The sequence below is a fragment of the Bradyrhizobium sp. SEMIA genome (genome assembly GCF_014844175.1).
In the GTDB taxonomy this organism is placed as follows: Bacteria; Pseudomonadota; Alphaproteobacteria; order Rhizobiales; family Xanthobacteraceae; genus Bradyrhizobium; species Bradyrhizobium arachidis.
The window spans coordinates 2927182-2953966 of record NZ_CP046601.1; the positions used below are offsets into that span (position 1 = coordinate 2927182).

At 65.7% G+C, this 26785-nt stretch carries 21 protein-coding genes and 6 pseudogenes; 15 read left to right on the forward strand and 12 right to left on the reverse strand.

What is annotated here, in order from left to right; genetic code table 11:
- Positions 1-33: 33 nt before the first annotated feature.
- The 7 genes and pseudogenes from FOM02_RS14320 (at position 34) to arfB (ending at position 8930) form a co-directional block, all read left to right on the forward strand.
- Positions 34-1005 (forward strand): bifunctional riboflavin kinase/FAD synthetase, encoded by a 972-nt coding sequence (locus FOM02_RS14320; protein ID WP_027563057.1) that lies wholly within the window; start codon positions 34-36, stop codon positions 1003-1005.
- A 203-nt stretch (positions 1006-1208) separates the two neighbouring features.
- On the forward strand, positions 1209-4217 hold the full coding sequence (gene ileS / locus FOM02_RS14325) for an isoleucine--tRNA ligase (protein WP_027563058.1): 3009 nt from the start codon (positions 1209-1211) through the stop codon (positions 4215-4217).
- A gap of 10 nt (positions 4218-4227) precedes the next feature.
- Positions 4228-4722 (forward strand): signal peptidase II, encoded by a 495-nt coding sequence (lspA, locus tag FOM02_RS14330; protein WP_027563059.1) that lies wholly within the window; start codon positions 4228-4230, stop codon positions 4720-4722.
- Positions 4723-4818: 96 nt separating this feature from the next.
- Positions 4819-5544, forward strand: a complete 726-nt coding sequence (locus tag FOM02_RS14335; protein WP_027563060.1) for a hypothetical protein — start codon at positions 4819-4821, stop codon at positions 5542-5544.
- A gap of 201 nt (positions 5545-5745) precedes the next feature.
- Positions 5746-7034 (forward strand): annotated as a pseudogene (locus tag FOM02_RS14340) (M16 family metallopeptidase).
- Positions 7031-8381 (forward strand): annotated as a pseudogene (locus FOM02_RS14345) (M16 family metallopeptidase). Before FOM02_RS14340 ends, FOM02_RS14345 begins: the two co-directional pseudogenes overlap by 4 nt.
- Before the next feature lie 120 nt (positions 8382-8501).
- Positions 8502-8930 (forward strand): alternative ribosome rescue aminoacyl-tRNA hydrolase ArfB, encoded by a 429-nt coding sequence (gene arfB, locus FOM02_RS14350; protein WP_265441845.1) that lies wholly within the window; start codon positions 8502-8504, stop codon positions 8928-8930.
- Positions 8931-8982: 52 nt separating this feature from the next.
- On the opposite strand, the gene FOM02_RS14355 is transcribed toward arfB, so the two are convergent.
- On the reverse strand, positions 8983-9285 hold the full coding sequence (locus FOM02_RS14355) for a hypothetical protein (protein ID WP_027563064.1): 303 nt from the start codon (positions 9283-9285) through the stop codon (positions 8983-8985).
- Positions 9286-9590: 305 nt separating this feature from the next.
- Here FOM02_RS14355 and FOM02_RS14360 point away from each other — a divergent pair, with 305 nt between their 5' ends.
- From FOM02_RS14360 to FOM02_RS14375, 4 genes are read left to right on the forward strand one after another with little or no spacing between them, the layout of a single operon-like run.
- A complete protein-coding gene (locus tag FOM02_RS14360; protein ID WP_027563065.1) occupies positions 9591-9977 on the forward strand; it encodes a c-type cytochrome in 387 nt (128 codons plus the stop codon).
- Positions 9978-10373 (forward strand): VOC family protein, encoded by a 396-nt coding sequence (locus tag FOM02_RS14365; RefSeq protein WP_027563066.1) that lies wholly within the window; start codon positions 9978-9980, stop codon positions 10371-10373.
- A gap of 44 nt (positions 10374-10417) precedes the next feature.
- Positions 10418-10966 carry a hypothetical protein gene (locus FOM02_RS14370; RefSeq protein WP_027563067.1) on the forward strand — a complete coding sequence of 183 codons (549 nt, stop codon included), beginning with the start codon at positions 10418-10420 and terminating at the stop codon, positions 10964-10966.
- Between the two features lie 27 nt (positions 10967-10993).
- Complete coding sequence (locus FOM02_RS14375; protein WP_265441846.1) at positions 10994-12562, forward strand: GMC family oxidoreductase; 1569 nt, start codon at positions 10994-10996, stop codon at positions 12560-12562.
- Between the two features lie 226 nt (positions 12563-12788).
- Here FOM02_RS14375 and FOM02_RS14380 read toward each other — a convergent pair whose 3' ends face one another.
- On the reverse strand, positions 12789-13106 hold the full coding sequence (locus FOM02_RS14380; RefSeq protein WP_027563069.1) for a ribbon-helix-helix domain-containing protein: 318 nt from the start codon (positions 13104-13106) through the stop codon (positions 12789-12791).
- A gap of 253 nt (positions 13107-13359) precedes the next feature.
- Between FOM02_RS14380 and mutL the strand changes: the two are divergent.
- Positions 13360-14593, forward strand: a pseudogene (mutL, locus tag FOM02_RS14385) (DNA mismatch repair endonuclease MutL).
- A 106-nt stretch (positions 14594-14699) separates the two neighbouring features.
- Here mutL and rsmD read toward each other — a convergent pair.
- Positions 14700-15254: a 16S rRNA (guanine(966)-N(2))-methyltransferase RsmD gene (gene rsmD / locus FOM02_RS14390; RefSeq protein WP_027563071.1), complete on the reverse strand. Its 555-nt coding sequence runs from the start codon at positions 15252-15254 to the stop codon at positions 14700-14702.
- Position 15255: 1 nt separating this feature from the next.
- A pseudogene (locus FOM02_RS14395) lies at positions 15256-17196 on the reverse strand (pseudouridine synthase).
- A 120-nt stretch (positions 17197-17316) separates the two neighbouring features.
- On the opposite strand from FOM02_RS14395, the gene FOM02_RS14400 reads away from it, so the two are divergent.
- On the forward strand, positions 17317-17775 hold the full coding sequence (locus FOM02_RS14400; protein ID WP_035730700.1) for a nucleoside deaminase: 459 nt from the start codon (positions 17317-17319) through the stop codon (positions 17773-17775).
- Here the strand turns inward: FOM02_RS14400 and FOM02_RS14405 are convergent.
- The 5 genes from FOM02_RS14405 to FOM02_RS14425 form a co-directional block, all read right to left on the reverse strand.
- The gene (locus FOM02_RS14405) at positions 17772-18677 is read right to left on the reverse strand and encodes an alpha/beta fold hydrolase (protein ID WP_027563074.1); all 906 of its coding nucleotides are present in this window, start codon (positions 18675-18677) and stop codon (positions 17772-17774) included. The genes FOM02_RS14400 and FOM02_RS14405 overlap by 4 nt on opposite strands.
- Positions 18678-18866: 189 nt before the next feature.
- Positions 18867-20150 (reverse strand): phosphoribosylamine--glycine ligase, encoded by a 1284-nt coding sequence (purD, locus tag FOM02_RS14410; RefSeq protein ID WP_027563075.1) that lies wholly within the window; start codon positions 20148-20150, stop codon positions 18867-18869.
- Between the two features lie 273 nt (positions 20151-20423).
- Complete coding sequence (locus FOM02_RS14415) at positions 20424-20726, reverse strand: winged helix-turn-helix domain-containing protein (protein WP_027563076.1); 303 nt, start codon at positions 20724-20726, stop codon at positions 20424-20426.
- A 4-nt stretch (positions 20727-20730) separates the two neighbouring features.
- Positions 20731-21285 carry a hypothetical protein gene (locus tag FOM02_RS14420; RefSeq protein ID WP_027563077.1) on the reverse strand — a complete coding sequence of 185 codons (555 nt, stop codon included), beginning with the start codon at positions 21283-21285 and terminating at the stop codon, positions 20731-20733.
- Positions 21282-22292: an alpha/beta hydrolase gene (locus tag FOM02_RS14425; protein ID WP_027563078.1), complete on the reverse strand. Its 1011-nt coding sequence runs from the start codon at positions 22290-22292 to the stop codon at positions 21282-21284. The genes FOM02_RS14420 and FOM02_RS14425 overlap by 4 nt, the downstream gene beginning before the upstream one ends.
- A 137-nt stretch (positions 22293-22429) precedes the next feature.
- Between FOM02_RS14425 and xseA the strand changes: the two genes are divergently transcribed.
- Positions 22430-24046: an exodeoxyribonuclease VII large subunit gene (gene xseA / locus FOM02_RS14430; RefSeq protein WP_027563079.1), complete on the forward strand. Its 1617-nt coding sequence runs from the start codon at positions 22430-22432 to the stop codon at positions 24044-24046.
- A 362-nt stretch (positions 24047-24408) separates the two neighbouring features.
- Here xseA and FOM02_RS14435 read toward each other — a convergent pair whose 3' ends face one another.
- Together FOM02_RS14435 and FOM02_RS14440 are read right to left on the reverse strand one after the other, a co-directional pair.
- Positions 24409-24558, reverse strand: coding sequence for a hypothetical protein (locus tag FOM02_RS14435; RefSeq protein WP_167336549.1), 150 nt, complete (start codon positions 24556-24558; stop codon positions 24409-24411).
- A gap of 163 nt (positions 24559-24721) precedes the next feature.
- Positions 24722-25403 (reverse strand): annotated as a pseudogene (locus FOM02_RS14440) (dienelactone hydrolase family protein).
- Between the two features lie 179 nt (positions 25404-25582).
- Between FOM02_RS14440 and FOM02_RS14445 the strand changes: the two are divergent.
- Positions 25583-25806 (forward strand): annotated as a pseudogene (locus FOM02_RS14445) (DUF2093 domain-containing protein).
- Positions 25807-25942: 136 nt separating this feature from the next.
- Here the strand turns inward: FOM02_RS14445 and FOM02_RS14450 are convergent.
- Positions 25943-26251 carry a hypothetical protein gene (locus FOM02_RS14450; protein WP_027563083.1) on the reverse strand — a complete coding sequence of 103 codons (309 nt, stop codon included), beginning with the start codon at positions 26249-26251 and terminating at the stop codon, positions 25943-25945.
- Positions 26252-26785: the final 534 nt, after the last annotated feature.

The following is a 26785-nucleotide window of genomic DNA, read 5'->3' on the forward strand; positions in this document are numbered from 1 at the left end:
CGGCCGGTCCCGCCGGCTCCGAGAATTCCCCTGATGGCTCCGCCTTTTACCGTTATCCGCGACAGCACGCCGGATTCCGCCATTCCCCGGGGCGCCGTGGTCGCCATGGGCAATTTCGACGGCGTTCATCTCGGCCATCGGGCCGTGATCGCCGCGGCCCTGGAAATGGGCCGGGCGCATGGCCGCCCTGCGCTGGCCTTGACCTTCGAGCCGCATCCGCGGCGGTTTTTCAGCCCCAACACCCCGCAATTCCGCTTGACGGATGAACGGGCCAAGCTGCGGCTACTGGCCGGCACCGGGCTCGCCGGCGCCGTGGTCATGACCTTCGACAAGGCGCGCGCCGGCACCAGCGCGCAAGACTTCATTCACCATGACCTGATCGGGCGCCTCGGCGTCAGCGGCATCGCGGTCGGTTACGACTTCCATTTCGGCAAAGGTCGCGTCGGCTCGCCGAGCCTGCTGGTCAACGAGGCGCCCCGGCTTGGCATCGAGGTCGACGTGCAGCCGCATATCGACATCGACGAGCGGCCAGTGTCCTCCAGCGCGATCCGGATCGCGCTCGCCGAAGGCCTGCTCAATGATGCCACCACCATGCTGGGCGCGCCCTGGTTCGTCACCGGCGAGGTGATCCACGGCGAGAAGCGTGGCCGCGACCTCGGCTACCCCACCGCCAATATCCAGTTGGATGCCAATTGCGGGCTCAAGCACGGCATCTATGCGGTGCGGGTCGGCCGCGGGCCTGAGCGGCTGGATGGGGTGGCGAGCTTCGGCCGCCGCCCAACCTTTGATAATGGCGCGCCCCTCCTGGAAATCTTCCTGTTCGACTTCAAGGGCGACCTCTACGGCCAGACGCTCGACTGTGCCTTCGTCGGCTTCATCCGCGAGGAGCTGAAATTCGACAGCCTGGAGGCCCTGATCCGCCAGATGGACGACGATTCCGCCCGCGCCCGCGCCATGCTGGCCGCCGCCCCCGACGCGTTTCCGCGGCTCGGCGTGATCGATTGAGGCCCGAATCCGGCCCGCCGAACCTTTGCGCTTGCCTCGCCCGGCTGCTATGGAGGGCCCATGTTTGCGCGGCGCATCATAGGGATTAGCGGCCCGGCTTCCGCCTGAGCCTGAAGGCTCGGCGCAAGACCGGGATTTTGACGTTTCACCCCGCGATTCCCAATCGCCATCCGTTCCCGCGCCCTTCCGAGCCAGTCAGCCTCATGTCCGAAAAGCCGCAAAAGTCCCAAAAGTCTGAAGCCAAAGACTATTCGAAGACCCTGTTCCTGCCGCAGACCGAATTCCCGATGCGCGCCGGCCTGCCGCAGCGCGAGCCGGAGATCCTGAAATACTGGAACGACATCGGTCTCTACGACAAGCTGCGCAAGGACGCCGAAGGCCGCGCCAAATTCGTGCTGCATGACGGCCCGCCCTACGCCAACGGCAATATCCATATCGGCCATGCGCTGAACAAGATCCTCAAGGACGTCGTGACCAAGAGCCAGCAGATGCTCGGCTTCGACTCCAATTATGTGCCGGGCTGGGACTGCCACGGCCTGCCGATCGAATGGAAGATCGAGGAGGACAACTACCGCAAGAAGGGCAAGCAGAAGCCCGATTTCCGCGACTCCGCCGCGATGGTGGCGTTCCGGAAAGAATGCCGTGCCTATGCGACGCACTGGATCAACGTGCAGCGCGAGGAGTTCAAGCGCCTCGGCATCATCGGCGATTGGGATCATCCCTACCAAACCATGAGCTATCCGGCCGAAGCGCAGATCGCGCGCGAGCTGATGAAGTTCGCGGCCAACGGCACGCTTTATCGCGGCTCCAAGCCGGTGATGTGGAGCGTGGTCGAGAAGACCGCGCTCGCGGAAGCCGAGGTCGAGTACGAGGACTACACCTCCGACATGGTCTGGGCGAAATTCCCGGTCACCTCGCCTGCGCATGGCGCGCTCGCCAATGCCTCGGTCGTGATCTGGACCACGACGCCCTGGACGCTGCCGGGCAACCGCGCCATCTCGTTCTCGCCGAAGATCGCCTACGGCCTCTATAAGGTCACGGACGCGCCCGCCGACAATTGGGCCAAGACCGGCGATCTCCTGATCCTGGCCGATGCGCTGGCCGCAGAGGTGTTCAAACAGGCGCGCGTCACCTCTTACGAGAAGGTGCGCGACATTCCCGGCGACACGCTGGACGCGGTCGAATGCGCCCATCCCCTGCGCGGCCTCGGCGGCGGTTACGAGTTCATCGTGCCGCTGCTCGCCGGCGAGCATGTCACCGACGACACCGGCACCGGCTTTGTGCACACCGCACCGAGCCACGGCCGCGAGGACTTCGACGTCTGGATGGCCAACACCCGCGAGCTCGATGCGCGCGGCATCTCGACTGCGATCCCCTATACCGTCGACGAGAACGGTGCCTACACCGCACAGGCCCCCGGCTTCACCGGCAAGCGCGTGCTCAACGACAAGGGCGAGAAGGGCGACGCCAACGAGGCCGTGATCAAGGCGCTGATCGAGGGCGGCAAGCTGCTCGCGCGCGGCCGTCTCAAGCACCAATATCCGCACTCCTGGCGCTCGAAGAAGCCGGTGATCTTCCGCAACACGCCGCAATGGTTCATCGCGATGGACAAGGACGTCAGCGAGAACGGTCATGCGAAGAAGGGCGACACGCTGCGCGCCCGCGCGCTGCATGCGATCTCGGTGACGCAATGGGTGCCGCCGTCGGGCGAGAACCGCATCAACGGCATGATCGCCAATCGTCCGGACTGGGTGATCTCGCGCCAGCGCGCCTGGGGCGTGCCGATCGCCGTATTCGTGCGCGAGAAGGCCGACGGCTCTGCCGAGATCCTCCAGGACGAGATCGTCAACCAGCGCATCGCGGAAGCCTTCATGGAGGAAGGCGCCGACGCCTGGTACATGGACGGCGCCCGCGAGCGCTTCCTCGGCTCCCGCGCGAGCGAAGACTGGAAGAAGGTCGACGACATCTGCGACGTCTGGTTCGATTCCGGGTCCACGCACGCCTTCGTGCTCGAGGATCGCCAGAACTTCCCGCAGCTCGGCAACATCTTCCGCAAGGTCGACGGCGGCGAAGACACCGTGATGTATCTCGAAGGCAGCGACCAGCATCGCGGCTGGTTCCACTCCTCGCTGCTGGAAAGCGCCGGCACGCGCGGCCGCGCGCCCTATGACATCGTGCTGACCCACGGCTTCACGCTCGACGAGAACGGCCGCAAGATGTCGAAGTCGCTCGGCAACACTGTCGAGCCACAGAAGGTGATCAAGGATTCCGGCGCGGACATCCTGCGCCTGTGGGTCTGCGCCACCGACTATGCCGACGACCAGCGCATCGGCCCGGAGATCCTGAAGAACACCATCGAGACCTATCGCAAGCTGCGCAACTCGCTCCGCTGGATGCTCGGCACGCTGCATCACTTCAAGGCAAGCGAGAAGGTCGCCTATGCCGACATGCCCGAGCTCGAGCGGCTGATGCTGCACGAGCTGGCCGGCCATGCCGAAACCATCCGCAAGGCCTATGCCGCGTTCGATTACAAGACCGTGGTCGCAAGCCTGTCGGCTTTCATGAACTCCGAGCTGTCGGCGTTCTACTTCGACATCCGCAAGGACACGCTGTATTGCGATCCGCCGTCCTCGGTGGCGCGCAAGGCGGCGCTCACCGCCATCGAGCTGTTGTGCGATGCTCTCTTGAAGTGGCTCGCGCCGATCCTGAGCTTCACGACGGATGAGGCCTGGCGGATGTTCCGCCCCAACGCGGAGCCGTCGGTCCATTTGACCTTGTTCCCGACCGACATCGAGCAGCTGCGCGACGACAAGCTCGCCGCAAAGTGGGAGACGATCCGCGACATTCGCCGCGTCGTGACCGGCGCGCTCGAGCTCGAGCGCGCGGCCAAGAACATCGGCTCGTCGCTGGAGGCCTCGCCGGTGATCTATGTCGCCGACAGGGACATGATGATGACGCTGTTCGATGTCGATCTCGCCGAAGTCTGCATCACCTCGAACTACGAGGTGCGCGAGGGCGAGGCGCCGGCGAGCGCGTTCCGCCTCGATGCCGTGCCCGGCGTCGCGGTCGTGGTCGAGAAGGCGGTCGGCACCAAATGCGCCCGCTCCTGGAAGATCTCGCCGACCGTCGGCGAGGACGCCGAATATCCCGACGTCACCCCGCGCGATGCTCAGGCACTGCGCGAATGGAAGGCGTTGGGCGTGAGCGTCTGATCGGCCAGCCATGACCCCGCTCCGCGCCGGCATCCTCTCGGCCGTGGTCACGGTCATCCTCGACCAGGCCTCGAAACTCTGGCTGCTCAACGTGTTCGACCTCGCCCGTCGCGGCGTGGTGCGGGTGACGCCGTTCTTCGACCTGGTGCTGGCCTGGAACATCGGCATCAGCTTCGGCTGGCTCCAGAACGACGGCCAGGCGGCGCAGATCGCGTTGATGGCGGTCAAGGTCATCGCCGTGGTGGCGCTGGCGATCTGGATGGCCCGCTCGCAGACCCTGCTGGCGACGGTCGCGCTCGGCCTGATCATCGGGGGCGCGATCGGCAACGGCATCGATCGCCTCGCCTATGGCGCGGTGGTCGATTTCGCCCTGCTCCACGTCGAGATAGCCGGAAATACCTATAATTGGTACGTGTTTAACCTCGCCGACGTGGCCATCGTTGCTGGGGTGGCGGGGCTATTGTATGATTCCTTCCTGGGGGTACCCGCCGCAAAAGCGCCCTGATCCCGGCCGATACGGACCGGCAGGTGGAACCCTGTTTTTGCGAGGGTTAGGCCGCGAGCGAGCGGCAATCTGCCACAATATGGAACAGGTACAGTGATGCGCAGCTCGAAGACCAGCGGTTCAATGGTTCGAGATCCCCAAGGCGGGCTCTGGCGGGCGTTGAAAGTGTCCGCTGTCGCGCTCGGCATCGGTCTCGTCATGGCAGCAGGCGCCGCCCGCGCCGGTGACGACGATGATGAAGATGACGGGATGACCTTCGAAGAGAAGCTCATCGACAATCTGATGTCCGGCATCGGCGCCAAGAGCATGGAAAAGCCCGGCATCGAATACCGCGAGCGCTCGCCGCTGGTCGTGCCGCCGAAGCTCGACCTGCCGCCGCCGGCCGGCGCCCAGGCCAAGAATGCGCCGAACTGGCCAAAGGACCCCGACGAGAAGCGCCGCAAGGAGGCCATCGCCGCGCGGAAGAAGGCCGTCAAGGCAACCGAGAGCTGGCAGGCGGGCCGCACGCTTTCACCGGCCGAGATGGAAGTCGGCAGGACCGCAGCCCCCGAGCGTACCAGCAACGATCCGATTCAGCCGGGCACGAACTCCAATCCGTCGCTGAGCCCCGCCCAGCTCGGTTTCACGGGCGGCCTGTGGGGCATGATGAAGGGCGGCACGCCCGAAGAAAAGCAATTCACCAGCGAGCCGCCGCGCCAGTCCCTGGTCGAGCCCCCGCCGGGCTACCAGACGCCTTCGCCGAACTACGCCTACGGCGCCGGCAAGGACAATACGAAAAAGACCTACTTCGACATCATGTCGGGCAAGGACAAGGAACAATAGCGTTCCTGTCCGCTGCGACATCCTGACCGAAGCGGACCTGGCACCGGCGGCCCCTGCACGCCGGACGCAATCGATAAATTGCCTATCAGTAACTTGCCTACCCGTTGCGTTCTCTGCTTCGTGACGCGAAGCCTCAGCCGCGCGGTGTAGCATACCGCGCCACCGAGCCGGACATCCGGACCTCGGCCTTTCATAAGGATGATGATGTCCTCTTACCGATCGGCTGCCTGCCTTCTTGCCGCGCTGCTTTCGACGAGCGTCCTCTCAGCCAGCGCCCTCGCTCAGACCACTGTGACATCGGCCCCGCCCGCCAGCTTTACGCTCGGCAACGGCATGCAGGTCGTGGTGATCCCGGATCACCGCACGCCCGTGGTCACCGAGATGATCTGGTACAAGGTCGGCTCGGCCGACGAGACGCCGGGCAAGTCCGGCCTCGCGCACTTCCTCGAGCATCTGATGTTCAAGGGCACCTCGAAACATCCGGTCGGCGAATTCTCCCAGACCGTGCTCCGCGTCGGCGGCAACGAGAACGCCTCGACCTCGGTCGACTACACCAACTACTACCAGCGCGTTCCGAAAGAGCAGCTGCCGACCATGATGGAGTTCGAGGCCGACCGCATGACCGGCCTGATCCTCAAGGACGAGAACGTGCTGCCCGAGCGCGACGTCGTGCTCGAAGAGTACAACATGCGCGTCGCCAACAATCCGGACGCGCGGCTCAACGAGCAGATCATGGCCGCGCTCTATCTCAACCATCCCTACGGCCGGCCGGTGATCGGCTGGCACCAGGAAATCGAGAAGCTCGATCGCGAGGATGCGCTCGCCTTCTACCGCCGCTTCTACGCGCCGAACAACGCGATCCTGGTGATCGCCGGTGACGTCGAGGCCGCCGACATCCGCCCGCTGGTCGAGCGCAATTTCGGCGCGATCCCCGCCCAGCCCGCGATCCCGGCGCGGCGCGTCCGCGACCGCGCGCCGGCGAAAGCGCAGCGCTCGACGTGCTGGCGCAGCTGATGGGCAGCGGCAGCAACTCCTATCTCTACCGCGCCCTCGTCGTCGACAAGCCGCTCGCGGTCTCCGCCAGCGCCAGCTATTCGAGCATCTCGCTCGACCCGACCCAGTTCGCGATCTCGGCCGCGCCGAAGCCCGGCGTCAGCTTTACCGAGGTCGAGCAGGTGATCGACGGCGTCATCGCCGACATCGCGCAGAACCCGATCCGCGCCGAGGACCTCGAGCGGGTGAAGACCCAGCTCATTGCCGAAGCGATCTACGCCCAGGACAATCAGGCGGTGCTCGCGCGCTGGTATGGCGGCGCGCTGACCACGGGCCTTTCGATCGAGGATATCAGGAGCTGGCCGGACCGCATCCGCGCGGTCACCGCCGAACAGGTGCGCGCAGTTGCGCAGAAATGGCTCGAGAAGAAGCGATCGGTGACCGGCTATCTGATCAAGGACACCGCCACCGCCAAGCGCGAGGAGAAGCGTTCGTGACCTATCCCTTCCTTCGACGCGTTGCATTCTCCCTTGCCACCGGCGCGGCGCTCGCGCTCGCGAGCATCTCGCCATCGCAAGCGGCCGCAAAGATCCAGCGCCTGGTCTCCCCCGGCGGCATCGAGGCCTGGTTCGTCCAGGACGCGACCGTGCCACTCATCGCCATGGAATATTCGTTTGCCGGCGGCTCGGCACAGGATCCCAAGGACAAGTCGGGTGTCGCCAACCTCGTCGGTGACCTGCTTGACGAAGGCTCCGGCGATCTCGACTCCAAGACCTTCCATGAGCGGCTCGACCGCCGCGCCATCGAGCTCTCCTTCAGCGCCACCCGCGACACGTTCCGCGGCAGCCTGCGCATGCTGCGCGACAACAAGGACGAGGCCTTCGACCTGCTCAGGAGCGCGCTGACCTCGCCGCATTTCGACACTGCCGATGTCGAGCGCATCCGCTCGCAGGTTCTCTCCGGCCTGCGCCGCGAGACCACCAACCCGACCTCGCTGGCGAGCCGCAAGTTCCTCGAGGTCGCCTTCGGCGATCATCCCTATGGGCGGCAGACCAACGGCACCCTCGACAGCGTGCCGACCATCTCGGTCGCCGATCTGAAGGATTATGTCGGCCGCGTGCTCGCCAAGGACGGGCTGAAGGTCGCGGTGGTTGGCGACGTCGATCCCGAGACCCTCGGCAAGCTGCTCGACCACACCTTCGGCAGTCTTCCCGCCAAGGCTAACCTCACGCCGGTCCCGGACATCGAGGCGGCCAAGCCGCCGCAGCGCACCTTCGTGACGCTCGACGTGCCGCAGACCGTCATCACCTTCGGCGGCCCCGGCGTGAAGCGCAGCGATCCGAACTTCATGGCGGCCTATGTCGTCAACCACATCCTGGGCGGCGGCGGACTGTCCTCGCGGCTCTATCGCGAGGTGCGCGAGAAGCGCGGCCTCGCCTATTCGGTGTTCGAATCGCTGCTCTGGATGGAACATTCGGCGGTCTTCATCGGCAACACCGGCACCCGCGCCGACCGTGCCGGCGACACCATCGATGCCATCGACAAGGAGGTGCGCCGCATCGCCGAGGAGGGCCCGACGCAGAAGGAGCTCGACGAGGCCAAGTCCTACCTCAAGGGCTCCCAGATGCTGGCGCTCGACACCTCCTCCAAGCTCGCCCAGGCGCTGCTGCAGTACCAGCAGGACAAGCTGCCGATCGACTATATCGAGAAGCGCAACGCCATAGTCGACGCGGTGACGCTGGACGACGCCAAGGCGGCCGCCAAGCGGCTGTGGGGCCAGGGCCTGCTGACCGTGGTGGTCGGCCGCGCAGCCGGCGGCAGCACCGGCGACGAAGTCGAACTGACCCCCTTCCCTATGCGGTTCATCAAATGGCCGGGCTTAGCCCGGCCATTTGCGTTTTTGTCGGCGCCATTGCCGAACGTGGACGTCCGCGATATGTCCGGACATCAGAAATGGTGCCATCATGCTGCGGATATCCCGCGACCTCGTCATCGACGAGGACGACATCGAGATCGGCTTTGTCCGCGCCTCCGGCCCGGGCGGGCAGAACGTCAACAAGGTCGCGACCTCGGCGCAACTGCGCTTCGACACAGGCAAGCTGACCATCCCGGAGGACGCAGCCATCCGGCTCGCCCGCATCGCCGGCCAGCGCATGACCAAGGACGGCGTGATCGTGATCCACGCCCAGCGCTTCCGCACCCAGGAGCGCAACCGCCAGGACGCCATCGACCGCCTCGTCGAGATCCTCAAGGAGGCCATGGTGCGCCCGACGCCGCGCCGCGCGACGCGGCCGACCTACGCCTCCAAACAGCGCCGGCTCGACGGCAAGAAGCGCCGCAGCGACGTCAAGGCCGGCCGCGGCGGCCGCTTCAAACGATTAGCAAGCAACTAGCGAAAACTCCGGCCGCATGGCGACCGGAGTTTTGCCATTTCAGCCAGCGGGACTAGTAACGCTTGGACGGGGCTGCACCGCCAGTCGCGGCATCGTCGGCGGTCCCCTTGTGCACAGCGCTGCCCGTGGTGCCGACCGTGCCGCGGGTACCCTTGGTCGACTTCATGCCGGTCTTCTCACCCGCCGCGCCGGGCTGAGCGTTCATCTCCTCATCGCCACTGCCCATCGTGCCTTGCATCGGCTTGCTTTGCACGGTGCCGCCGGTCTTGGCAGGCGGCGCGCCTTGCGCGAGAACGGGCGTCGCAATGAGAGCCGACAGGGCGCATGCGATCATCGAGGTCTTCACCAACTTCATCCATTTCTCCTGGATTTTTCGCGATGAATGGCTCGGCGGCTCCCACGCCGCTCGTCTGCACCGGCCATCGCATCGCGCAAAGAGTTCAAGCGGCGCGGTCGACATGCAATGCGCATGGTGTGGTGATCGTTTAGGGATTTGACGGCGCTTTCGCGGAATTGTGCTCCGCATATAAGGCAGCGCGGAACACCACATGCCGCGCACATCTCCGCGCGCAGCGAAATAGCCCGCTACTACCACCGCATCTTTGGCGACGCCTAGAGTTTGCGCACGCTGGATTTGATGTGGACGGGCGAGCCTTGACGATGCGCGCAATCGTGCTGGGATTGTGCACCGCGATGGTGCTGGTGGTGCGGATCGCCGATGCGCAAATGCCGTTGCCGGCCGCAAGGTCGCCGGACGGCGCGACGCTGTTCAAGCAGCAATGCGCGGTGTGCCACACCACAAGCGCATCGGAGCCGACGCGGCAAGGGCCGCCACTGGTGAAGATCGTCGGCCGCCCAGCCGGCAAGGTCGAGGGCTTCAAATACTCGGACGCCCTCGCGAAGGCGGACTTCGCCTGGGACGAGACCAGGCTCGATGCATGGCTGACCAATCCGCAAGCCGTCGTTCCCGGCGTGACCATGGTGTACCGGCAGGCCAAGCCGGAGACGCGCGCCGCCATCATCGCCTACCTCAAGGAGCAGAACTGAATGGCAAAACCCGTTCATTCCATGATCCGCGTGCTGGATGAGGCACGCTCGCTCGACTTCTACAGGCGCGCCTTCGGCCTGGAGGTCGCCGACCATCTGAAATTCGCGGACTTCGCCCTGATCTATCTGCGTCACCCCTCCTCACCTTTTGAGGTCGAGCTGACGGTCAATTTCGATCGCAAGGAGCCATATGCGCTCGGCGACGGCTACGGCCACCTCGCGGTGGTGGTCGAGGATCTCGACGCCGAACACGCCCGCTTCGAGCGCGAGAAGCTCGCTCCAGGGCCGCTACGCGACTTCAAGCACGACGGCAGGACGCTGGCGCGCTTCTTCTTCGTCAGCGATCCCGACGGCTACAAGATCGAGGTGATCCAGCGGGGCGGACGCTTCGGCTGATCAAGTTCAAAAACCCAAATCACAAAAATCCACGGAGGAATGCCATGAGAGAAGTCGATCGTCGAAGCAAGCACAGCCGCCGCGTCTTTCTCAAGGGCGCGGCGACCGCCGTGCCGGTCGTGGCCGCAGCCACCAGCGTCGGTGTCAGCATCGAGAGCGCCTGGGCCGACGATGCCACCGCGCTTTCGCCCGCGACGATGAAGACGCTGCTGAAGGTCGCGCGCGACATCTATCCGCACGATGTGCTCGGCGACAGCTACTACATCACCGCGATCAAGCCGTGGGACGGCAAGGCGGCCAAGGATCCCGCCGTCAAGGCTCTCATCAGCGACGGCATCGCAAGGCTCGATCAGAACGCGAAGGATCGTCACAAGGCGCCCTATGCCGAGGTGCAATGGGAAGCCGATCGCGTGGTGCTGCTGAAGGAGATCGAGGGAAGCGACTTCTTCCAGAAGGTGCGCGGCGACCTCGTCGTCTCGCTCTACAACCAGAAAGAGGTCTGGCCGCGGTTCGGCTACGAGGGCTCCTCCGCCGAGCATGGCGGCTACATCAACCGCGGCTTCGCCGATATCGACTGGCTGCCGAAGGCTTAAAGGCCACCCAGGTTCAGGAGAACGCAGATGGCAAAATTCGATCTGAACGACAGCGGCGTTGTGGTGATCGTCGGCTCCGGTGCCGGCGGCGGCACGCTGGGCAACGAGCTCGCGCAGAAGGGCGTCAAGGTCGTCATCCTGGAAGCAGGTCCCCGCATCGAGAACCAGGATTTCGTCAATGACGAGTGGGAGAGTTTTTCCCAGCTCGCCTGGACCGATGCGCGCACCACGTCCGGCACGTGGCGCGTTGCGAAAGACTTCTCGGGCCTGCCCGCCTGGATCGTCAAGGCAGTCGGCGGTTCCACGACCCATTGGGCCGGCGCCTCGCTCCGCTTCGACGAGCACGAGTTCAAGGTGAAGAGCACCTATGGCAACATTCCCGGCGCGAACCTTCTGGACTGGCCGGTCACGCTGGCCGAGATGGAGCCATGGTACGCCAAGGCCGAGAACAAGATGGGCGTGACCCGAACCAACGGCATTCCCGGACTTCCCGGCAACAATAACTTCAAGGTGCTGGAGGCCGGCGCCAGGAAGCTCGGCTACAAGACCGTGCACACCGGCAACATGGCGATCAACAGCCAGCCGCGCGATGGCCGCGGCTCCTGCCAGCAGATCGGCTTCTGCTTCCAGGGCTGCAAGTCCGGCGCCAAATGGTCGACGCTCTACACCGAGATCCCCAAGGGCGAGGCGACCGGCAACCTTGAAGTTCGCCCAAGCAGCATGGTGGTCAAGATCGAGCATGACGCGAGCGGCAAAGTGACCAGCGTCGTCTATGCCGACGAGAGCGGGGCGATGCAGCGCCAGAAGGCGCGTATCGTCGCGGTCGCCGGCAATTCGATCGAAAGCCCGCGGCTGCTGCTCAACAGCGCCTCGACCATGTTCCCCGACGGCCTTGCCAACTCATCGGGCCAGGTCGGGCGCAACTACATGCGGCACATGACCGGCAGCGTCTACGCCGTGTTCGAGAAATCGGTGCACATGTATCGCGGCACCACCATGGCCGGCATCATCCGCGATGAATCCGTCAACGATCCGAAGCGCGGCTTCGTCGGCGGCTACGAGATGGAGACGCTGTCGATCGGCCTGCCCTTCATGGCCGCGTTCCTCAACCCCGGCGCCTGGGGCCGTTCGTTCACGTCGGCGCTCGACGGCTATCCCAGGATGGCCGGCATGTGGCTGGTCGGCGAGGACATGCCGCAGGAAACCAACCGCATCACGCTCGACCCGGTCGTGAAGGACAAGCACGGGCAGGCGGTTGCGAGCGTGCACTTCGACGACCATCCCAACGACATCGCGATGCGCGCACATGCCTACAAGCAGGGTGCCGCGGTCTATGATGCCGTCGGCGCCACCGTGACCTATCCGACACCGCCCTATCCGAGCACGCACAACCTCGGCACCAACCGGATGAGCGAGAAGCCGCGCGACGGCGTAGTCAACAAGTTCGGGCAGAGCCACGATATCAAGAACCTGTTCGTCTCCGACGGCAGCCAGTTCACCAGCGGCGCGGCCTGCAACCCGACGCTGACCATCGTGGCGCTGGCGATCCGCCAGGCGGATTACATTGCGGGCGCGATGCAGAAGAAGGAGATTTGACCTCAGGTTGCCATCGCGATCGCCCGGACGGCGATGAAGAGGGATTACCTATCCCCACCCAAGATGTCGTCCCCGCGAAAGCGGGGACCCATAACCACAGGGAGCAGTTTGACGAAAATCAGCCGTCCGGTACTCAGATCACCTGCGCTCGATGGATTCCGCGGTATGAGTCCCGGCGTTCGCCGGGACGACACCGAGATTGTGGATACGGCTCTCGCTGTAGCGGCTACTCGGCCGCGTCGAGAATCTGCGCCACCGTGGGCTTGAACTCCGGCACCGGCACCGTGCTCCGGGAGCGATAGATCAAACACGAACACCGCAGCAGCGAGGCGAAATTGTTGACCTCGCCGTGGTGGTCGAGCACCTCGTTGTAGAGCGTGGTCAGGAACTTGCCGAGGCTCATGCTCTCCTTGGCCGCGATCTCCTCCAGCGTGTCCCAGAATGCCATCTCAAGCCGGATCGAGGTGCAGTGCCCGCCGATCCGCAAAGAGCGGGTCTGGGATTCGTAGTCGCGTTGGGGCTGGTGCGCGAAGAGATGGCACATGGCGTCCTCCCGTCCTGTTGCCATTTTTTCACGATGCTACACCGCGGCCACGCACCCCACAATCAGGACGGTCACTGGAAATCGCATGATCCGGCTTGCGCGATTTTCTTGAACGTCCAATGTCTTCAATGTGATAGGCAGCCCTCTTCCCCAGGCCGCGACACCGCTGTTGCCCAACACATGCTTTTGACGCAACACGGCTTAAGATTGCCGCCGCCAGCGAATCCAGATCGCAAGCCCAAGCCCAGAGCCCATGCCCGTCCGCCAATTGCCAGAGCAGGTCGTCAACCGCATCGCCGCCGGCGAGGTGGTCGAGCGTCCGGCGAGCGTGGTCAAGGAACTCGTCGAGAACGCCATCGACGCCGGCGCGAGCCGGATCGACGTCTTCACCGATGGCGGCGGACGACGGCGGATCGGCATCACCGACGACGGCAGCGGCATGACCGCTAGAGACCTGGCGCTCGCGGTCGAGCGCCACGCGACCTCCAAGCTCGACGACGAGGATCTGCTCCAGATCCGCACGCTTGGGTTCCGCGGCGAGGCGCTGCCCTCGATCGGTTCGGTGGCGCGGCTGTCCATCACCACGCGGCACGCGAGCGAGCCGCATGCCTGGGCGCTCAATGTCGAGGGCGGCGACAAGTCCGAGATCATGCCGGCGGCGCTGGCGCATGGCACGCGCGTCGAGGTCAACGACCTCTTCTACGCGACGCCGGCCCGGCTGAAGTTCCTGAAAACCGACCGCACCGAGGCGGAGGCGATCCGCGAGGTGGTGCGACGCCTTGCGATGGCACGGCCCGACGTCGCCTTCACGCTTGCGGGCGAGGAGCGCGCGCCGGTGGCGTTCGATGTCGGGCGCGCCCAGCGCGGACATCAGGTTCGAGACGCAGCCGGTGGCTGACCTTGTCGACCGCCCGCTCGGTGCGGCGCGCACGCAGATTCACGAGACCTACATCGTCTCGCAAACCCGCGACGGCCTCATCATCGTCGACCAGCATGCCGCGCATGAGCGCATCGTCTATGAGCGGCTCAAGGCTTCACTGGCGGCCAACGGCGTGCAGCGGCAGATTCTCCTGATCCCCGAGATCGTCGAGATGGACGAGGCCACCGTGGAGCGCCTGCTGGAGCGCAGCGATGAACTTGCGTCATTTGGCCTAGCGATCGAATCCTTCGGCCCTGGCGCGGTCGCGGTGCGCGAGACGCCGTCGCTGCTCGGCAAGACCAACGCTGGCGGGCTGCTGCGCGATCTCTCCGAGCATATGGCCGAATGGGACGAGGCTCTGCCTCTCGAGCGCCGCCTGATGCACGTCGCCGCCACCATGGCCTGCCACGGCTCGGTGCGCGCCGGCCGCAGATTGCGCCCGGAGGAGATGAACGCTCTGCTCCGCGAGATGGAGGAGACGCCGAACTCCGGCCAGTGCAACCACGGCCGGCCGACGTATGTCGAGTTGAAGCTGTCGGACGTGGAGAAGCTGTTCGGGCGGCGGTGACGGTGCAGTAGGGTGGGCAAAGCGAAGCGTGCCCACCACCTATCACGATCATGGAAAGTTCGTCGGCACGGCGCGTTGCGCCTTTGCCCACCCTACGGCACCGGCGCTAAGGCCTCTTCAAAAACACGAACTCGGTGTCGTCGTACGCCCGCCGCTCCAGCTCCTCAAACCCTTCCGGCGTCACGAACTGCGCGGCTCTCGCCTCTTCCACCACCAGCAGTGCGCCCGATGTCAGCCAGCCGCCGTCACGCAAGGACGCGAGCGCCTTCTCCGCAAAGCCCTTGCCATAGGGCGGATCGAGGAAGACCAGCGAGAATGGCTCGACGGGGTGCGCTGGGCCGAGATCGGTGGCATCGCGGCGATAGACTTTGGTGACGCCGCCGAGGCCGAGCGTCTCGACATTGTTGCGCAGCAGCGCCCGCGCCTCCGCGCCGTTATCCACGAACAGCGTGAACTTCGCCCCGCGTGACGAGGCTTCTATGCCGAGCGCGCCGGTGCCGGCGAAGAGATCGAGCACGCGCGCATCCTCGATCGGATCGTCATAGGCGTGCACGAGGATGTTGAACACGGACTCGCGCAGACGGTCCGCCGTCGGGCGGATGTCGCGCGAGGACGGTGAGGCGAGATTGCGCCCCTTCAACCTGCCGCCGACGACGCGCAAGCTAATCCTCCCGCGGCGTCAGGTCGCGCTTGCCGTGATAGCCGCGCTTGGGACGGCGCGGCGGGCCGTAGCCGTTGGCCTCCATCTCGTTGCGCTCGCGCGCCTCCTCGCTGCCGGTGCGCTGCACCAGCACGCGGCGGCCCTTGCGGTCGGCGATCACGGCGCGCTTGCTGGCGGGCTTCTTCTCGCTCGGCGCGTCGTCGACGCGCGAGGATTTCGACGGCGCGTCGAATTCGGCGCCCGACTTCTCGATCACCTTGTCGCCAAGCTGCTCGCGCAGCACGCGCGACTTGATCTCGTCGACCTGGCCTTCGGGGATCTCGCCGAGCTGGAACGGGCCGTAGGAGACGCGGATCAGCCGGTTCACCTCGAGGCCGAGATGGGCGCAGACGTTGCGCACCTCGCGGTTCTTGCCCTCACGGATCGCGAACACCAGCCAGACATTGGCGCCCTGGTCGCGCTCCAGCGTCGCTTCGATCGGACCGTATTTGACGCCCTCGACCTCGATGCCGCTCTTGAGCGCGTCGAGCTGCGCCTGGGTGACGTCGCCATGGGCGCGGACGCGGTAGCGGCGCAGCCAACCGGTGTCGGGCAGCTCGAGCGTGCGCGCAAGACCGCCGTCGTTGGTAAGCAGCAGCAGGCCTTCCGTGTTGAAGTCGAGCCGGCCGACGCTGATCAGCCGCGGCAGGCCTTCGGGCAGATTGTCGAACACGGTCGGACGACCCTCGGGGTCGTCATGCGTCGTCATCAGCCCGCGCGGCTTGTGGTAGAGGAACAGCCGCGTGCGCTCGCGCGGCGGCAACGGCTTGCCGTCGACCAGGACAACGTCGTTCTGCGTGATGTCGAGCGCGGGCGAGTTGATGACACGCCCGTTGACGGTGACGCGGCCCTGCGTGACCATCTCCTCGGGCGTCGCGGCGCGAGGCGAGGCCCGCACGGGCCAGCGCCTTGGCGATGCGCTCGCCGGTCTTCTTCGGCTTCGGCGCCTCGTCGCGGCGCGGCCGCCCCTCGAAATCGCGATCGCGCTCGCGATAGGCGCCGCGGCCGCCGAAGGCCGGACGCTTCTCGAAGATCCTGCTGTCGTCCTCGTTGTCGCGGCGTGGACGGTCGCGGAAGCGGCCCTCGCTGCGCGGATGCTCCTGCCAGTCCATGCGGCCCTCAGGCCGCCCCTCGCGCGAGCGGTTGAACCGCGGACGATCGTCACCGGACCGCTCCTCGCGCGGACGCGAGAAACGCGGGCGATCATCACCGCCCTCGTCGCGGCGTCGCGAGAAACGCGGACGGTCCTCGCCGCCGCGACCACCCTCACGACGGTCGTCGCGCTGACGCCAGGGCTTCTCGTCGCCGCGATCGCGGCGCCGAAATCCTTGTCGAAGGACTTGCGCGGACGGTCGCCGCGCGGGCCGCATCGCGCTTCTGCCACGGCTTGGAATCGCCGCGCTCGCCACGATCGCGCGGACGGTCACCGCGATCTCCACGGTCGCCGCCCCGCGAAAACTTCCGCTCGCCGTCGAACTTGCGCTCGGGACGCTCGCCGCGCGGCGCATAGGGCCGCTTCTCGCCGAACTTCCTCTCACCACCGGACCGGCCGGCCGGCCGCGACTCGTCGCGATCCCGGCTGCGCGGCGGACGGTCGTCACGGCCATAGGACGGGCGGTCGCCACGCGGCTTGAACGGCCGCTTCTCGCCATCGCGCGAGGAGCGATCGGAGAAGGGACGTCGCCACGCGGCTTGAAGCTGGCGCTCGCCGCGGCCTTCGCCGCCGCGGTCATCGCGCCGGCTGTCGCGGTCGCCACGGGGCGGACGGCTGTCGCGGTCGCTTTGCCCTCGAAGCCGCGCTTGGCGAACTTCTTCTCGGGCCGCGCGGCTTGCCGCTGCGGCTGCCTTTGGCCGGGCCTCGCCGGCCGCGGGAATCGTTGTCTTTGTCGCTGTCGCGAGGCATGAATAATCTCACTTAAGGAGGCGGCGCGGGAGCAGTGCGCGCGCTCGTTCCGAGCCGCATGCTCAGGCAAAACCGGTAAGCACTTCTGCTGAAGGCGCAGCTACTAGCAGGTTTCTTTGGATGATACGAGGCTTGAAAGCCCCCTCTTTCATGGATTTGGCGCTCAAGACGGCCGAAAATGCCGGAAAAGCGGGCGAAGTTCCGATCGGATGCGTGGTGGTCCGCGATTACGAGGTCATCGCCACCGCCGGCAACCGGACGCTGACCGACCATGACCCCACCGCCCATGCCGAACTCGTTGCGCTGCGCGAGGCGGCCAGGAAAATCGGCAGCGAGCGCCTCGTCGACTGCGACCTCTACGTGACGCTGGAGCCCTGCACCATGTGTGCGGGCGCGATCTCCTTTGCAAGGGTGCGCCGGCTCTATTACGGCGCCGCCGACCCCAAGGGCGGCGCGGTCGAATCCGGCGTGCGGTTCTTCGCCTCGCCGACCTGTCACCACGCCCCGGATGTCTATTCCGGCGTCGGCGAGAGCGAGGCGGCGCGGCTGCTCAAGGAGTTCTTCCGGGAGCGGCGCTAAGGCGCGAGGAAGAACTCGCGCAGCGCCTTCGCGGTCACATCCGGGTTCTCCTCGGTGAGGAAGTGCCCGGAATCCACCGGCATGCCGTCGACGTTGGTCGCCCATTGCTTCCATGTATCGAGCGGCGTCGCGGCGGCCTGCGCGATGCCGGCATTGCCCCACAGCGCCAGCATCGGCACCGTGATCTTCTTGCCGGCCTCGAAATCGGCCTTGTCGAGGTCGTAGTCGAAATAGGCGCCGGCGCGGTAATCCTCGCACATCGCATGGACGCGTGCGGGGTCGCGGAACGGGGCGAGGTAATATTCGAGCGCGCGCTTGTCGATCGCATCCAGCGTCTTCGACTTGGTCTGGCTCGCCATCTTGAAGCGCAGGAAGAACTCGCCATTGCCCGAGATCAGCGTCTCCGGCAGCGGCGCGGGCTGGGCCAGAAAAGTCCAGTGATAGATCTTCAGCGCATAGGCGCGGTTCATCCGCTCCCAGTAATTATAGGTCGGCAGGATATCGAGCACGGCGAGCTTCGACAGCCGTCCGGGATGATCGAGCGCTAGGCGATACGACACGCGGCCACCGCGGTCGTGACCGGCGAGCGCAAAGTGCACGTGGCCGAGCCGCTCCATCGCCTCGACCATGGCTTTCGCCATCGCGCGCTTGCTGTAGGGGATGTGCAGGGCATCGCTCTCGGGCATGTCGGACCAGCCATAGCCGGGCAAATCGGCGATGATCAGCGTGAACCTGTCGGCAAGCTCAGGCGCCACCCGGTGCCACATCACATGCGTCTCGGAGAAGCCGTGCAGCAGCAGCAGCGGCGGGCCGCTGCCGCCGACACGGGCGAAGATGCGGCCGAAGGAGGTGTTGATCCATTCCGAGGCGAAGCCGGGATAGAGGTCGGCGAGATCGGACATCTTTCTGCATCCTTGTCTGGTCGGTCGCGAGGGCGCCTCGACATGAAAGTCGAAAACAACCCCATGCACAGTAGCACGGTGTGATCGGCAGAGGACGCTAAGTCCAACGGCCGACTACGCATTTTTGGAATGTCGGTGTGGCGGCGCGATGGCGCGAAGATCTTTGCGCGCGCAGCGGCAAAAAGCCTGTCAGCCCTTGGCCTTCTCCGCTTCCACCGCCTGCCAGCCGATGTCGCGGCGGCAGAAGCCGTCCGGCCAGTTGATGCGGTCGACGGCCTGATAGGCGCGGCTCTGCGCCTCTGTGACAGTCTTGCCGAGCGCGCAGACATTGAGCACGCGGCCGCCATTGGCGAGGATCGCACCGTCCTTCTCGACCGTGCCGGCGTGGAAGATCTCGACGGTCTCCACCTTGGCTGCGTCATCGAGCCCCTCGATGCGCGTGCCCTTCTGGTAGTCGCCGGGATAGCCCTTCGCCGCCATCACCACGGTCAGCGCGGATTCCGGATACCAGCGCAGATCGAAATGCTTCAACTCCCCGTCGCAGGCGGCGATGAACGCCGGCACGATGTCCGACATCATGCGCAGCATCAGCACCTGGCACTCGGGATCGCCGAAGCGCACGTTGAACTCGAACAGCTTCGGCCCCTGCGTGGTCAGCATGATGCCGGCGTAGAGGATGCCGCGGAACGGCGTGCCGCGCTGCTTCATGCCGGCGACCGTCGGCAGGATGATCTTCGCCATGATCGCATCGTGGATCGCGGGCGTGACCAGCGGCGTCGGCGAATAGGCGCCCATGCCGCCGGTGTTCGGGCCGACATCATGGTCGAACACGCGCTTGTGGTCCTGCGCCGAGGCGAGCGGGATCGCGGTCTCGCCGTCGCACAGCGCAAAGAAGCTGATCTCGCGGCCGGGCAGAAACTCCTCGATCACGACCTCCGCGCCGGCCTCGCCAAAAGCGCCCTCGAACATCATGGCGATGGCGTCCTCGGCCTCGCGCACGGTCTTGGCGACGACGACGCCCTTGCCGGCGGCAAGGCCGTCAGCCTTGACGACGATCGGCGCGCCCTGGCTGTTGACGTAGTCGCGCGCATCCTCAGGCTTGGTGAAGCGCTTGTAGGCGCCGGTCGGAATGCCGAATTCGGTGCAGAGCGCCTTGGTGAAACCCTTGGAGCTTTCGAGCTGGGCCGGGATCTTGTTCGGACCGAACGCCTTGATACCGGCGGCCGAGAGATCATCGACGATGCCGGCGGCGAGCGGCGTCTCCGGGCCGACCACCACGAGCTCGACCGCATTCTTCTTGCAGAACTCGATCACGGCGGCATGGTCGGCGATGTCGAGCGCCACGCATTCCGCCTCGCGCGCCATGCCGGCATTGCCGGGCGCACACCAGAATTTGGTCACGAGGGGAGAGGCTGCGATCTTCCACGCCAGGGCATGTTCGCGGCCGCCGGAACCGAGCAGGAGAATGTGCATCGAAGGCTCAGAATAAGGGGTTTTGCTGGGGGCGGAGGTCGCACGAATCGGGGCGGGCCTCAAGGGGAAACGCCTGACGCTCCCCGTCATTCCGGGGCGGCTTGCTCCGCTGCCCCTTCTCCCCTTGCGGGAAAAGGTGGCGCGCGAATGCGCGCCGGATGAGGGGTTGCATCCGCGAACTCCTCACCCGAGCGAGCCTGTGTCTACCAGCGGAAATGCCCTCTCCCGCAAGGGGAGAGGGCACAGCAAGCCGCACCGCGATGACGATCGCGTCTACACCTGCTTCCCCGCAATGATCTCCTGCAACGTCGCGACGTGCCGCGCGAAGGCGCCGCGGCCGGCTGCCGTAGCGGTGACGGTAGTCTGCGGTTTCTTGCCGACGAAGGCCTTGTCGACCGAGACGTAGCCGGCCTTGGCCAAGGTCTCGATATGGGCGCCGAGATTGCCGTCGGTGGCACCGGTGAGCTTCTTGAGGCGGGAGAATTCGAGACCCGCGGCGGCGGTCGGCAGCGAATTCAGGGCGGCCATGATCTTCAAGCGCAACGGCTGGTGGATGATGTCGTCGAGCTCGGCCATGGCGCTAGCTCCGCCGCATCCAGAGGCCGCCGACGATCAGGCCGGCGCCGTTGACGACGGCCATCCAGGGCAGGAAGGCATCGCCGGTGGCGAAGAAATAACCGATCAGCGTCAGCGCGGTGATCGCGAGCGCGATCACGACGAAGGCTGTGCCGAACCACAGCCCTGCCAGCGCATAGAACAGCATGAAATAGATGGTCCAGAACGTGCCTTGTTGACGCGGCGTGAAATGGCCGAGCACGTGCGCGCAGAGGAAGCCGAAGGCGATGAACATCACAAAGGCGAGCAGCATCCGCATGTCGAAGCTGCGAACCCCGGTCGCAGTCTGGTTCATCGTGCTGATCGCGAACGAGCCGGCGATGCCGAAGACGTAGACGGCGAACCAATAGTAATAAGCGCCGTGCGGCCACAGCCAGGTCGCCATGTTGGCGACGAACACCAGCACGCCCCACATGATCATCATCTCGCTGGCGAGATCGTAGATGCGCGACTGCCGCACGCGCTGGACGATGTCGTCGATCTCGGCCAGCGCGGCAGTGGCCTCCTTGCTGTTGATCATGACTGGTTCGCTCCCCGCGTCGCCACGTCCTCGGCGATCGCGTTGACCGCCTTCGGATTGGTGACCATGCCCATGTGGTTGACACCCTCGATCAGCTTGACGTCGACGGATGGCCTGATGGCCTGCACGGTCTCGGCATATTTGCCGGAGATCATCATCTCGTCTTCAGCGCCGCCGAAGATCGTCATGGGATGCGTCACGGCCGGCAGATCGAGGCGATAGCCGCGCGTCGCAAAGTTGCGCATCAGGCGGTCGGAATAGGTCGGCGTGAGGAAGCGCTCCGAATTCGCAGGCACCGCGAAGGCGAGCACCGGGAGCTGCGCGCAGCAGTCGATGCCGAGCTTGCGCAGCGCGGCGAGGCCGAGGAAGCGCGGGATGTCGGCGCTGGCCCAGCCGCCGGAATGCGGCATGTTGGTCGGCGCGTCATAGCCGAGATAGGGCGCGACCAGCACGGTGCGGACAAACAGGTCCTGCACGATCGGAGTGGCGGCGATGCGCAGCGAGAAGCCGCCGCCGGCGGAATGGCCGATCAGGGTCAGCGGCAGATCAGGCGCGCTCTTGCGGACATGGGCGACAAAATCGACGAGATCGTCCTCGAGCTGGCCGACGTAGCCGATATCGCCGCGCGTGCCCGAGGCACCGTGACCGCGCGTGTCCAGCGCCCAGGTCTCCACGCCGTGCGTGGCGAGCGCCGCCGTCAAGGCGTGATTGACCGTGCCGGAAGAGCCGGACGAGCCATGTATGAAGATCGCACCGCGCGCGGTGGCCGAACCGCCCGCCGCGTAATGGCGATAACCCAGCCAGGTGCCGTCACGGGCCTGGAAGCGCTCCAGCGCCGGCAGGGTCGTCATGTCGACGCCCTTGCGGGAGTCGGACACCGAGTGCAGCTCCGGCGGCCGCTCCAGCGGGGTCGCGATCAGGGCGGTGAAGATCAGCGCCACGGCACCGATCGCGCACAGGCCCCATTTCAGCAGGCTCAGAGCACCTCGCAGCAATTGCATCGCCATGGCCGGACTCCGTAAAACTCATCGTCAATAGAGAACTCTATAATACAGAGTACTCTTTCGATCAATCCCCGGATTGGCACTGCGCGGCGAAAATCCTTAACGTCGAGTCCGACCCCAAAATGCCGAATCGATTGCCGATGCCGCCTGCGGAACAACTTCACAACGCGCCTGAATTCACCGTCTCCGAGCTCTCACAGTCCCTGAAGCGGACGGTGGAGGACACCTACGGCCATGTCCGGGTCCGCGGCGAGATCTCCGGCTTTCGCGGCGCCCACTCCTCCGGGCACTGCTATTTCGCGCTCAAGGACGAGAGCGCCAAGATCGAGGCGGTGATCTGGAAGGGCGTGCACGGGCGCATGCGTTTCAAGCCCCAGGAGGGGCTCGAGGTCATCGCGACAGGCAAGCTCACGACCTATCCGGGCTCCTCGAAATACCAGATCGTCATCGAGGCCCTGGAGCCGGCCGGCATCGGCGCGCTGATGGCGCTGATGGAGGAGCGCAAGAAGAAGCTCGCCGCCGAAGGCCTGTTCGACGAGGCGCGCAAGCAGCTCCTGCCATGGCTGCCGGAGGTGATCGGCGTCGTGACCTCGCCGACCGGCGCCGTGATCCGCGACATCCTGCATCGGCTCGAGGACCGCTTCCCCCGCCGCGTGCTGGTGTGGCCGGTCAAGGTCCAGGGCGAAGGCTCGGCCGAGCAGGTCGCGGCCGCGATCCGCGGCTTCAACGCGCTGCCGGAGGGCGGCAAGATCCCGCGGCCCGACGTGCTGATCGTGGCGCGCGGCGGCGGCTCGCTGGAGGATCTCTGGTCGTTCAACGAGGAGATCGTGGTACGCGCGGCAGCCGAGAGCATGATCCCGCTGATCTCCGCGGTCGGCCACGAGACCGACATCACGCTGATCGACTTCGTCGCCGACAAGCGCGCGCCGACGCCGACGGCGGCGGCGGAGATGGCTGTCCCCGTGCGTAGCGAATTGTTCGTCGAGGTCGCCGATCTCGGTCGCCGCACCCGCGCCTATTGGCAGCGCGCCCAGGAGAGCCGTCGTAGCGAATTGCGTGCCGCCGCGCGCGCGCTGCCGGCGGCAGGTGATCTGCTGGCGATCCCGCGGCAGCGGCTGGATTCGGCGGGCGCGTCCCTGCCCCGCTGCCTCAAGGCCAACACGCATGCGCATTTCCGCAGGTTCACCGCGGCCAGTTCAAAACTGACGCTGCGCGTCCTGCACGGCCAGATCTCGCAGGCCGATCATCGCCTCACCGTCTGCGGCGAGCGGCTGGGGCTGTCCGCACGCTCGCTGCTGCGGCAGCGGCGCGACCGCTTTGCTGGGCTGGAGGTGCGTCTGCGCGCCTCAAAGCTGTCGAATGCACAGGCGCAGCGCAACGCGATTGCCCGCCAGCGCGAGCGCACGCATCGGCTGGCCGAGCGCGCACAGCGCGCGCTGGCAACGCTGCTGCACCGGCTCGATACCCGCGTCGAGAACAGCGGCAAGCTGCTCTCGGCGCTGTCCTATCGCAGCGTGCTCGCGCGCGGCTTTGCGCTGGTGCGCGATGAGGGGGGACATCCCGTGCATGCGGCGGACTCGATCGGTCCCGGCGCACGTGTCGAGATCGAGTTCGCCGATGGCCGCGTCGGCGCGACCGCGGATGCGGATCGCACCGTGCCAACGGCAAAGCGCGCGCCGGCGCAAGCAAAGCCGGCCACGCAGGACACAAAGCCCGCGCCGAAGCGCAAGCCGGTGGATCAGGGCAGCTTGTTCTGAGGCGCGAGGGTGGCGCTGCGCCCTCGCTGTCATTCCCCGCCGCCGGGTCTCGCCTTCGGCGAGCCCGATGACAGGCTCCGGCGGGGAATCCAGTACGCCGCGGCTTCTCGGTGAATCACAGACGCCTCGGAATACTGGATCGCCCGGTCAAGCCGGGCGATGACAGCGAATGTGTGGAGATGCATGTGGCCTACGCAGCTCGTCATATCAGACCCGTCATCCTGAGGTGCGAGCTGCGCGAGGCGCAGCATCGTGCAGAGAGCCTCGAAGGATGAACGGCCGAGATGCAGCCGGGCCGTCGCCCTTCGAGGCTCGCCGAAGAGGCGAGCACCTCAGGGTGACGGAAATTGATAGGGCCCGCCCTACCGGCAGGACAATCCCGCGTCGATCGTGGTCCAGAAGCCGCAATGGTCCGGCGCGCGCATCGGTGCGCCGGCATGGGCTTCGAACAGGAAGACCGCGACGGTGAAGACGATCAGGGCGGAAGCGAAGAGAGTGATGCGGTTGCGCATGAGGATTGCGTTTAATCGACATCGTGGTCGAAAGATGGCGCGATCACCTGTTGAAACTCGCAAGGCGCGCGATCCGTAGATTCCCGGTCGGCCATCAGGCTCCGTGCAGGGCGGTGGTCGATGCGGGGCTGTCCGCCTCTCATTGTTCCTCGGGCGGCCCCGCTTACCGCGCCAGCCACTCCGCGACTTCCTTCTGCGACTCCGCGCGCGCCTCGGAATCCGTACCGAGATGGCCGTGCTCTGGGGCGGCGGCGTCGCCGCTAGCAGCGGCCGCGTGCAGCGGCGTGTTGGCGCGGTCGAAGTCGTGATAGGCGCCGGGATAGACCACGATGCGTGCGAGCGCGCTGCGGCCGTGTGCGCCGTCCACCATCTGGCGGCAGGCCGGCGGCGAGGAGACATCGTCATTGCCGCCGATCAGCACCAGGGTCGGCACCCGCGTGCTCCACCCCAGACCGGCGGAAATCCGGCAATCGGGATAGAACGCGATGGCGGCGCGGAAATCCGCGCGCTCGCGGCCGCGCCTTGACGTGCATCTCCTTGACGCGGCATTGCGGCCCGAGCTCGCGCGAGCCGTAGCTGTCGGGCAGCAGCACGGCATTGCCCGCCTTGAGCAGGCGCTCGGCCCAGTCACGATAGCGCGGCAGCACTGGTTCTGAATGGTTGCCGAGGCCGCCGCAGCCATGCAGCGCGATCACGGTCGGAAACGGCCCGTCGCCTTCGGGCTTGTAGAGCTGCGCATGCAGCACGCCCGACGACAGCGGAATGTCGACCTGCTGCGGCGCCGGCGACGCATGCGCGGCCGGCATCAGCAGCATCAGGAACAGGGCGGTCAGTCGAAGGCGCATCGGTGTCTGCGTCAAAATCCTTCGGCCCAGCACTATCACGCGAAAACGGCGGCAAAACATCACAAACCGGTGGGTTTAACGGGCGGACAAGCCACCCTATCTATGCTACATCCCGTCCAACACATCGTGCCCTCCCGGGTTCTCCCAGGAAGCGGCCCCCTCCACGGAGACTTTCGACCGTGCTGAACAAGTTCGGCCCCTCGGGCCATGGCGAAGCGCAGGTGCAGTATCTCGACGGCGATTTCCGCGTGATCTCGCCGGGGACCTTCGTGCGCTGTGCCATCACCGACACGCGCATCCCGCTCGACGAGCTGAAATACTGGAGCGTCGATTTGCAGGAAGCCTACGCCACGCCCGCTGCCGTGCTGCAGCGCACTTTCCGGGCGCGCTGAAGCAGCCGTGAGCGTGATTTCGTAGATCTCGTAGGGTGGGCTAAGGCGCAAAGCGCCGTGCCCACCATCTCTCCACGGCAGCAACGAACAACGTGGGCACGCTTCGCTTTGCCCACCCTACGATATCGAGATCGCAGCATCGCTCCGCTATTGTGGCTCGGGACCATCCGTGCCCACGCAAGTCTTGATCGCACTCTTGCGCGCTTCGCCGACGACCTTCTGATCGATCGCCTGCTTCAGGCAATCGAGCCGCGCCTGCGCCATGCAGAGCTGCATCTGGTCTCGCTTCTCCTGCCCCTTAAAGTTTTGCGTCGTCGCAAGACAGGTCACGCGCTTGGTCGCGGGAACCGGCACGGTGGCGGTCGGACTTGGTGCAGGCGCCGGCGTTTGCGCCAGCACCGGCGCAATGATCAGACACACAAGGCTCGCGGCGAAGGCTGCGGACGGCAATCTCATCGAATTCTCCCGATCGTCTGACATCGATAGGCGCCTTGCGATGAATGTCGCCTGAATGGCAGGCTGCGACACGATGGCAAGAGCGCAGCCGCCCTAAAAGCGCGATGAGATCAGGATGAATCGTCATCGCGCTTCAGGTTATTGTTTGAGCATGATCTTTTCGGAAAACCGCTGCGCACTTTTCCGGATCATGCTCCAGCCGCTGGCGATGCAGCCGATCTCCAGGGCATGGCGACGAATGTGCCGGCGTCCCGACGGTGTTCGCGCGCGCTCGCACCGCCGGTCTCACAGACAAATGATCTCATCATGCCGATCTGCGTTGCATCGAATAGCGCGTGCACTCAATGGTGAGTCATTTCGCGCTGTAGTTGGATTCTTTGTTGCAATTCGGCGCGCTTAAGTTGTTTGACGAAATCTTGGTGAAACACAGGGCTGCTAACATGCATGTTAGGTAATTGGCCCTGTTGCTTTTATCGCGCAGACAATCAAGTCAACCAAAAGCCGTTGAGCATTGGAATTGGCGCAGTCTGTGAA

Coding starts and splice junctions, on each gene's coding strand:
- FOM02_RS14320 (WP_027563057.1), top strand. CDS start 34: ATGGCTCCGCCTTTTACCGTTATCCGCGACAGCACGCCGGATTCCGCC.
- ileS (WP_027563058.1), top strand. CDS start 1,209: ATGTCCGAAAAGCCGCAAAAGTCCCAAAAGTCTGAAGCCAAAGACTAT.
- lspA (WP_027563059.1), top strand. CDS start 4,228: ATGACCCCGCTCCGCGCCGGCATCCTCTCGGCCGTGGTCACGGTCATC.
- FOM02_RS14335 (WP_027563060.1), top strand. CDS start 4,819: ATGCGCAGCTCGAAGACCAGCGGTTCAATGGTTCGAGATCCCCAAGGC.
- arfB (WP_265441845.1), top strand. CDS start 8,502: ATGCTGCGGATATCCCGCGACCTCGTCATCGACGAGGACGACATCGAG.
- FOM02_RS14355 (WP_027563064.1), bottom strand. CDS start 9,285: ATGAAGTTGGTGAAGACCTCGATGATCGCATGCGCCCTGTCGGCTCTC.
- FOM02_RS14360 (WP_027563065.1), top strand. CDS start 9,591: ATGCGCGCAATCGTGCTGGGATTGTGCACCGCGATGGTGCTGGTGGTG.
- FOM02_RS14365 (WP_027563066.1), top strand. CDS start 9,978: ATGGCAAAACCCGTTCATTCCATGATCCGCGTGCTGGATGAGGCACGC.
- FOM02_RS14370 (WP_027563067.1), top strand. CDS start 10,418: ATGAGAGAAGTCGATCGTCGAAGCAAGCACAGCCGCCGCGTCTTTCTC.
- FOM02_RS14375 (WP_265441846.1), top strand. CDS start 10,994: ATGGCAAAATTCGATCTGAACGACAGCGGCGTTGTGGTGATCGTCGGC.
- FOM02_RS14380 (WP_027563069.1), bottom strand. CDS start 13,106: ATGTGCCATCTCTTCGCGCACCAGCCCCAACGCGACTACGAATCCCAG.
- FOM02_RS14400 (WP_035730700.1), top strand. CDS start 17,317: ATGATACGAGGCTTGAAAGCCCCCTCTTTCATGGATTTGGCGCTCAAG.
- FOM02_RS14405 (WP_027563074.1), bottom strand. CDS start 18,677: ATGTCCGATCTCGCCGACCTCTATCCCGGCTTCGCCTCGGAATGGATC.
- purD (WP_027563075.1), bottom strand. CDS start 20,150: ATGCACATTCTCCTGCTCGGTTCCGGCGGCCGCGAACATGCCCTGGCG.
- FOM02_RS14415 (WP_027563076.1), bottom strand. CDS start 20,726: ATGGCCGAGCTCGACGACATCATCCACCAGCCGTTGCGCTTGAAGATC.
- FOM02_RS14420 (WP_027563077.1), bottom strand. CDS start 21,285: ATGATCAACAGCAAGGAGGCCACTGCCGCGCTGGCCGAGATCGACGAC.
- FOM02_RS14425 (WP_027563078.1), bottom strand. CDS start 22,292: ATGGCGATGCAATTGCTGCGAGGTGCTCTGAGCCTGCTGAAATGGGGC.
- xseA (WP_027563079.1), top strand. CDS start 22,430: ATGCCGCCTGCGGAACAACTTCACAACGCGCCTGAATTCACCGTCTCC.
- FOM02_RS14435 (WP_167336549.1), bottom strand. CDS start 24,558: ATGCGCAACCGCATCACTCTCTTCGCTTCCGCCCTGATCGTCTTCACC.
- FOM02_RS14450 (WP_027563083.1), bottom strand. CDS start 26,251: ATGAGATTGCCGTCCGCAGCCTTCGCCGCGAGCCTTGTGTGTCTGATC.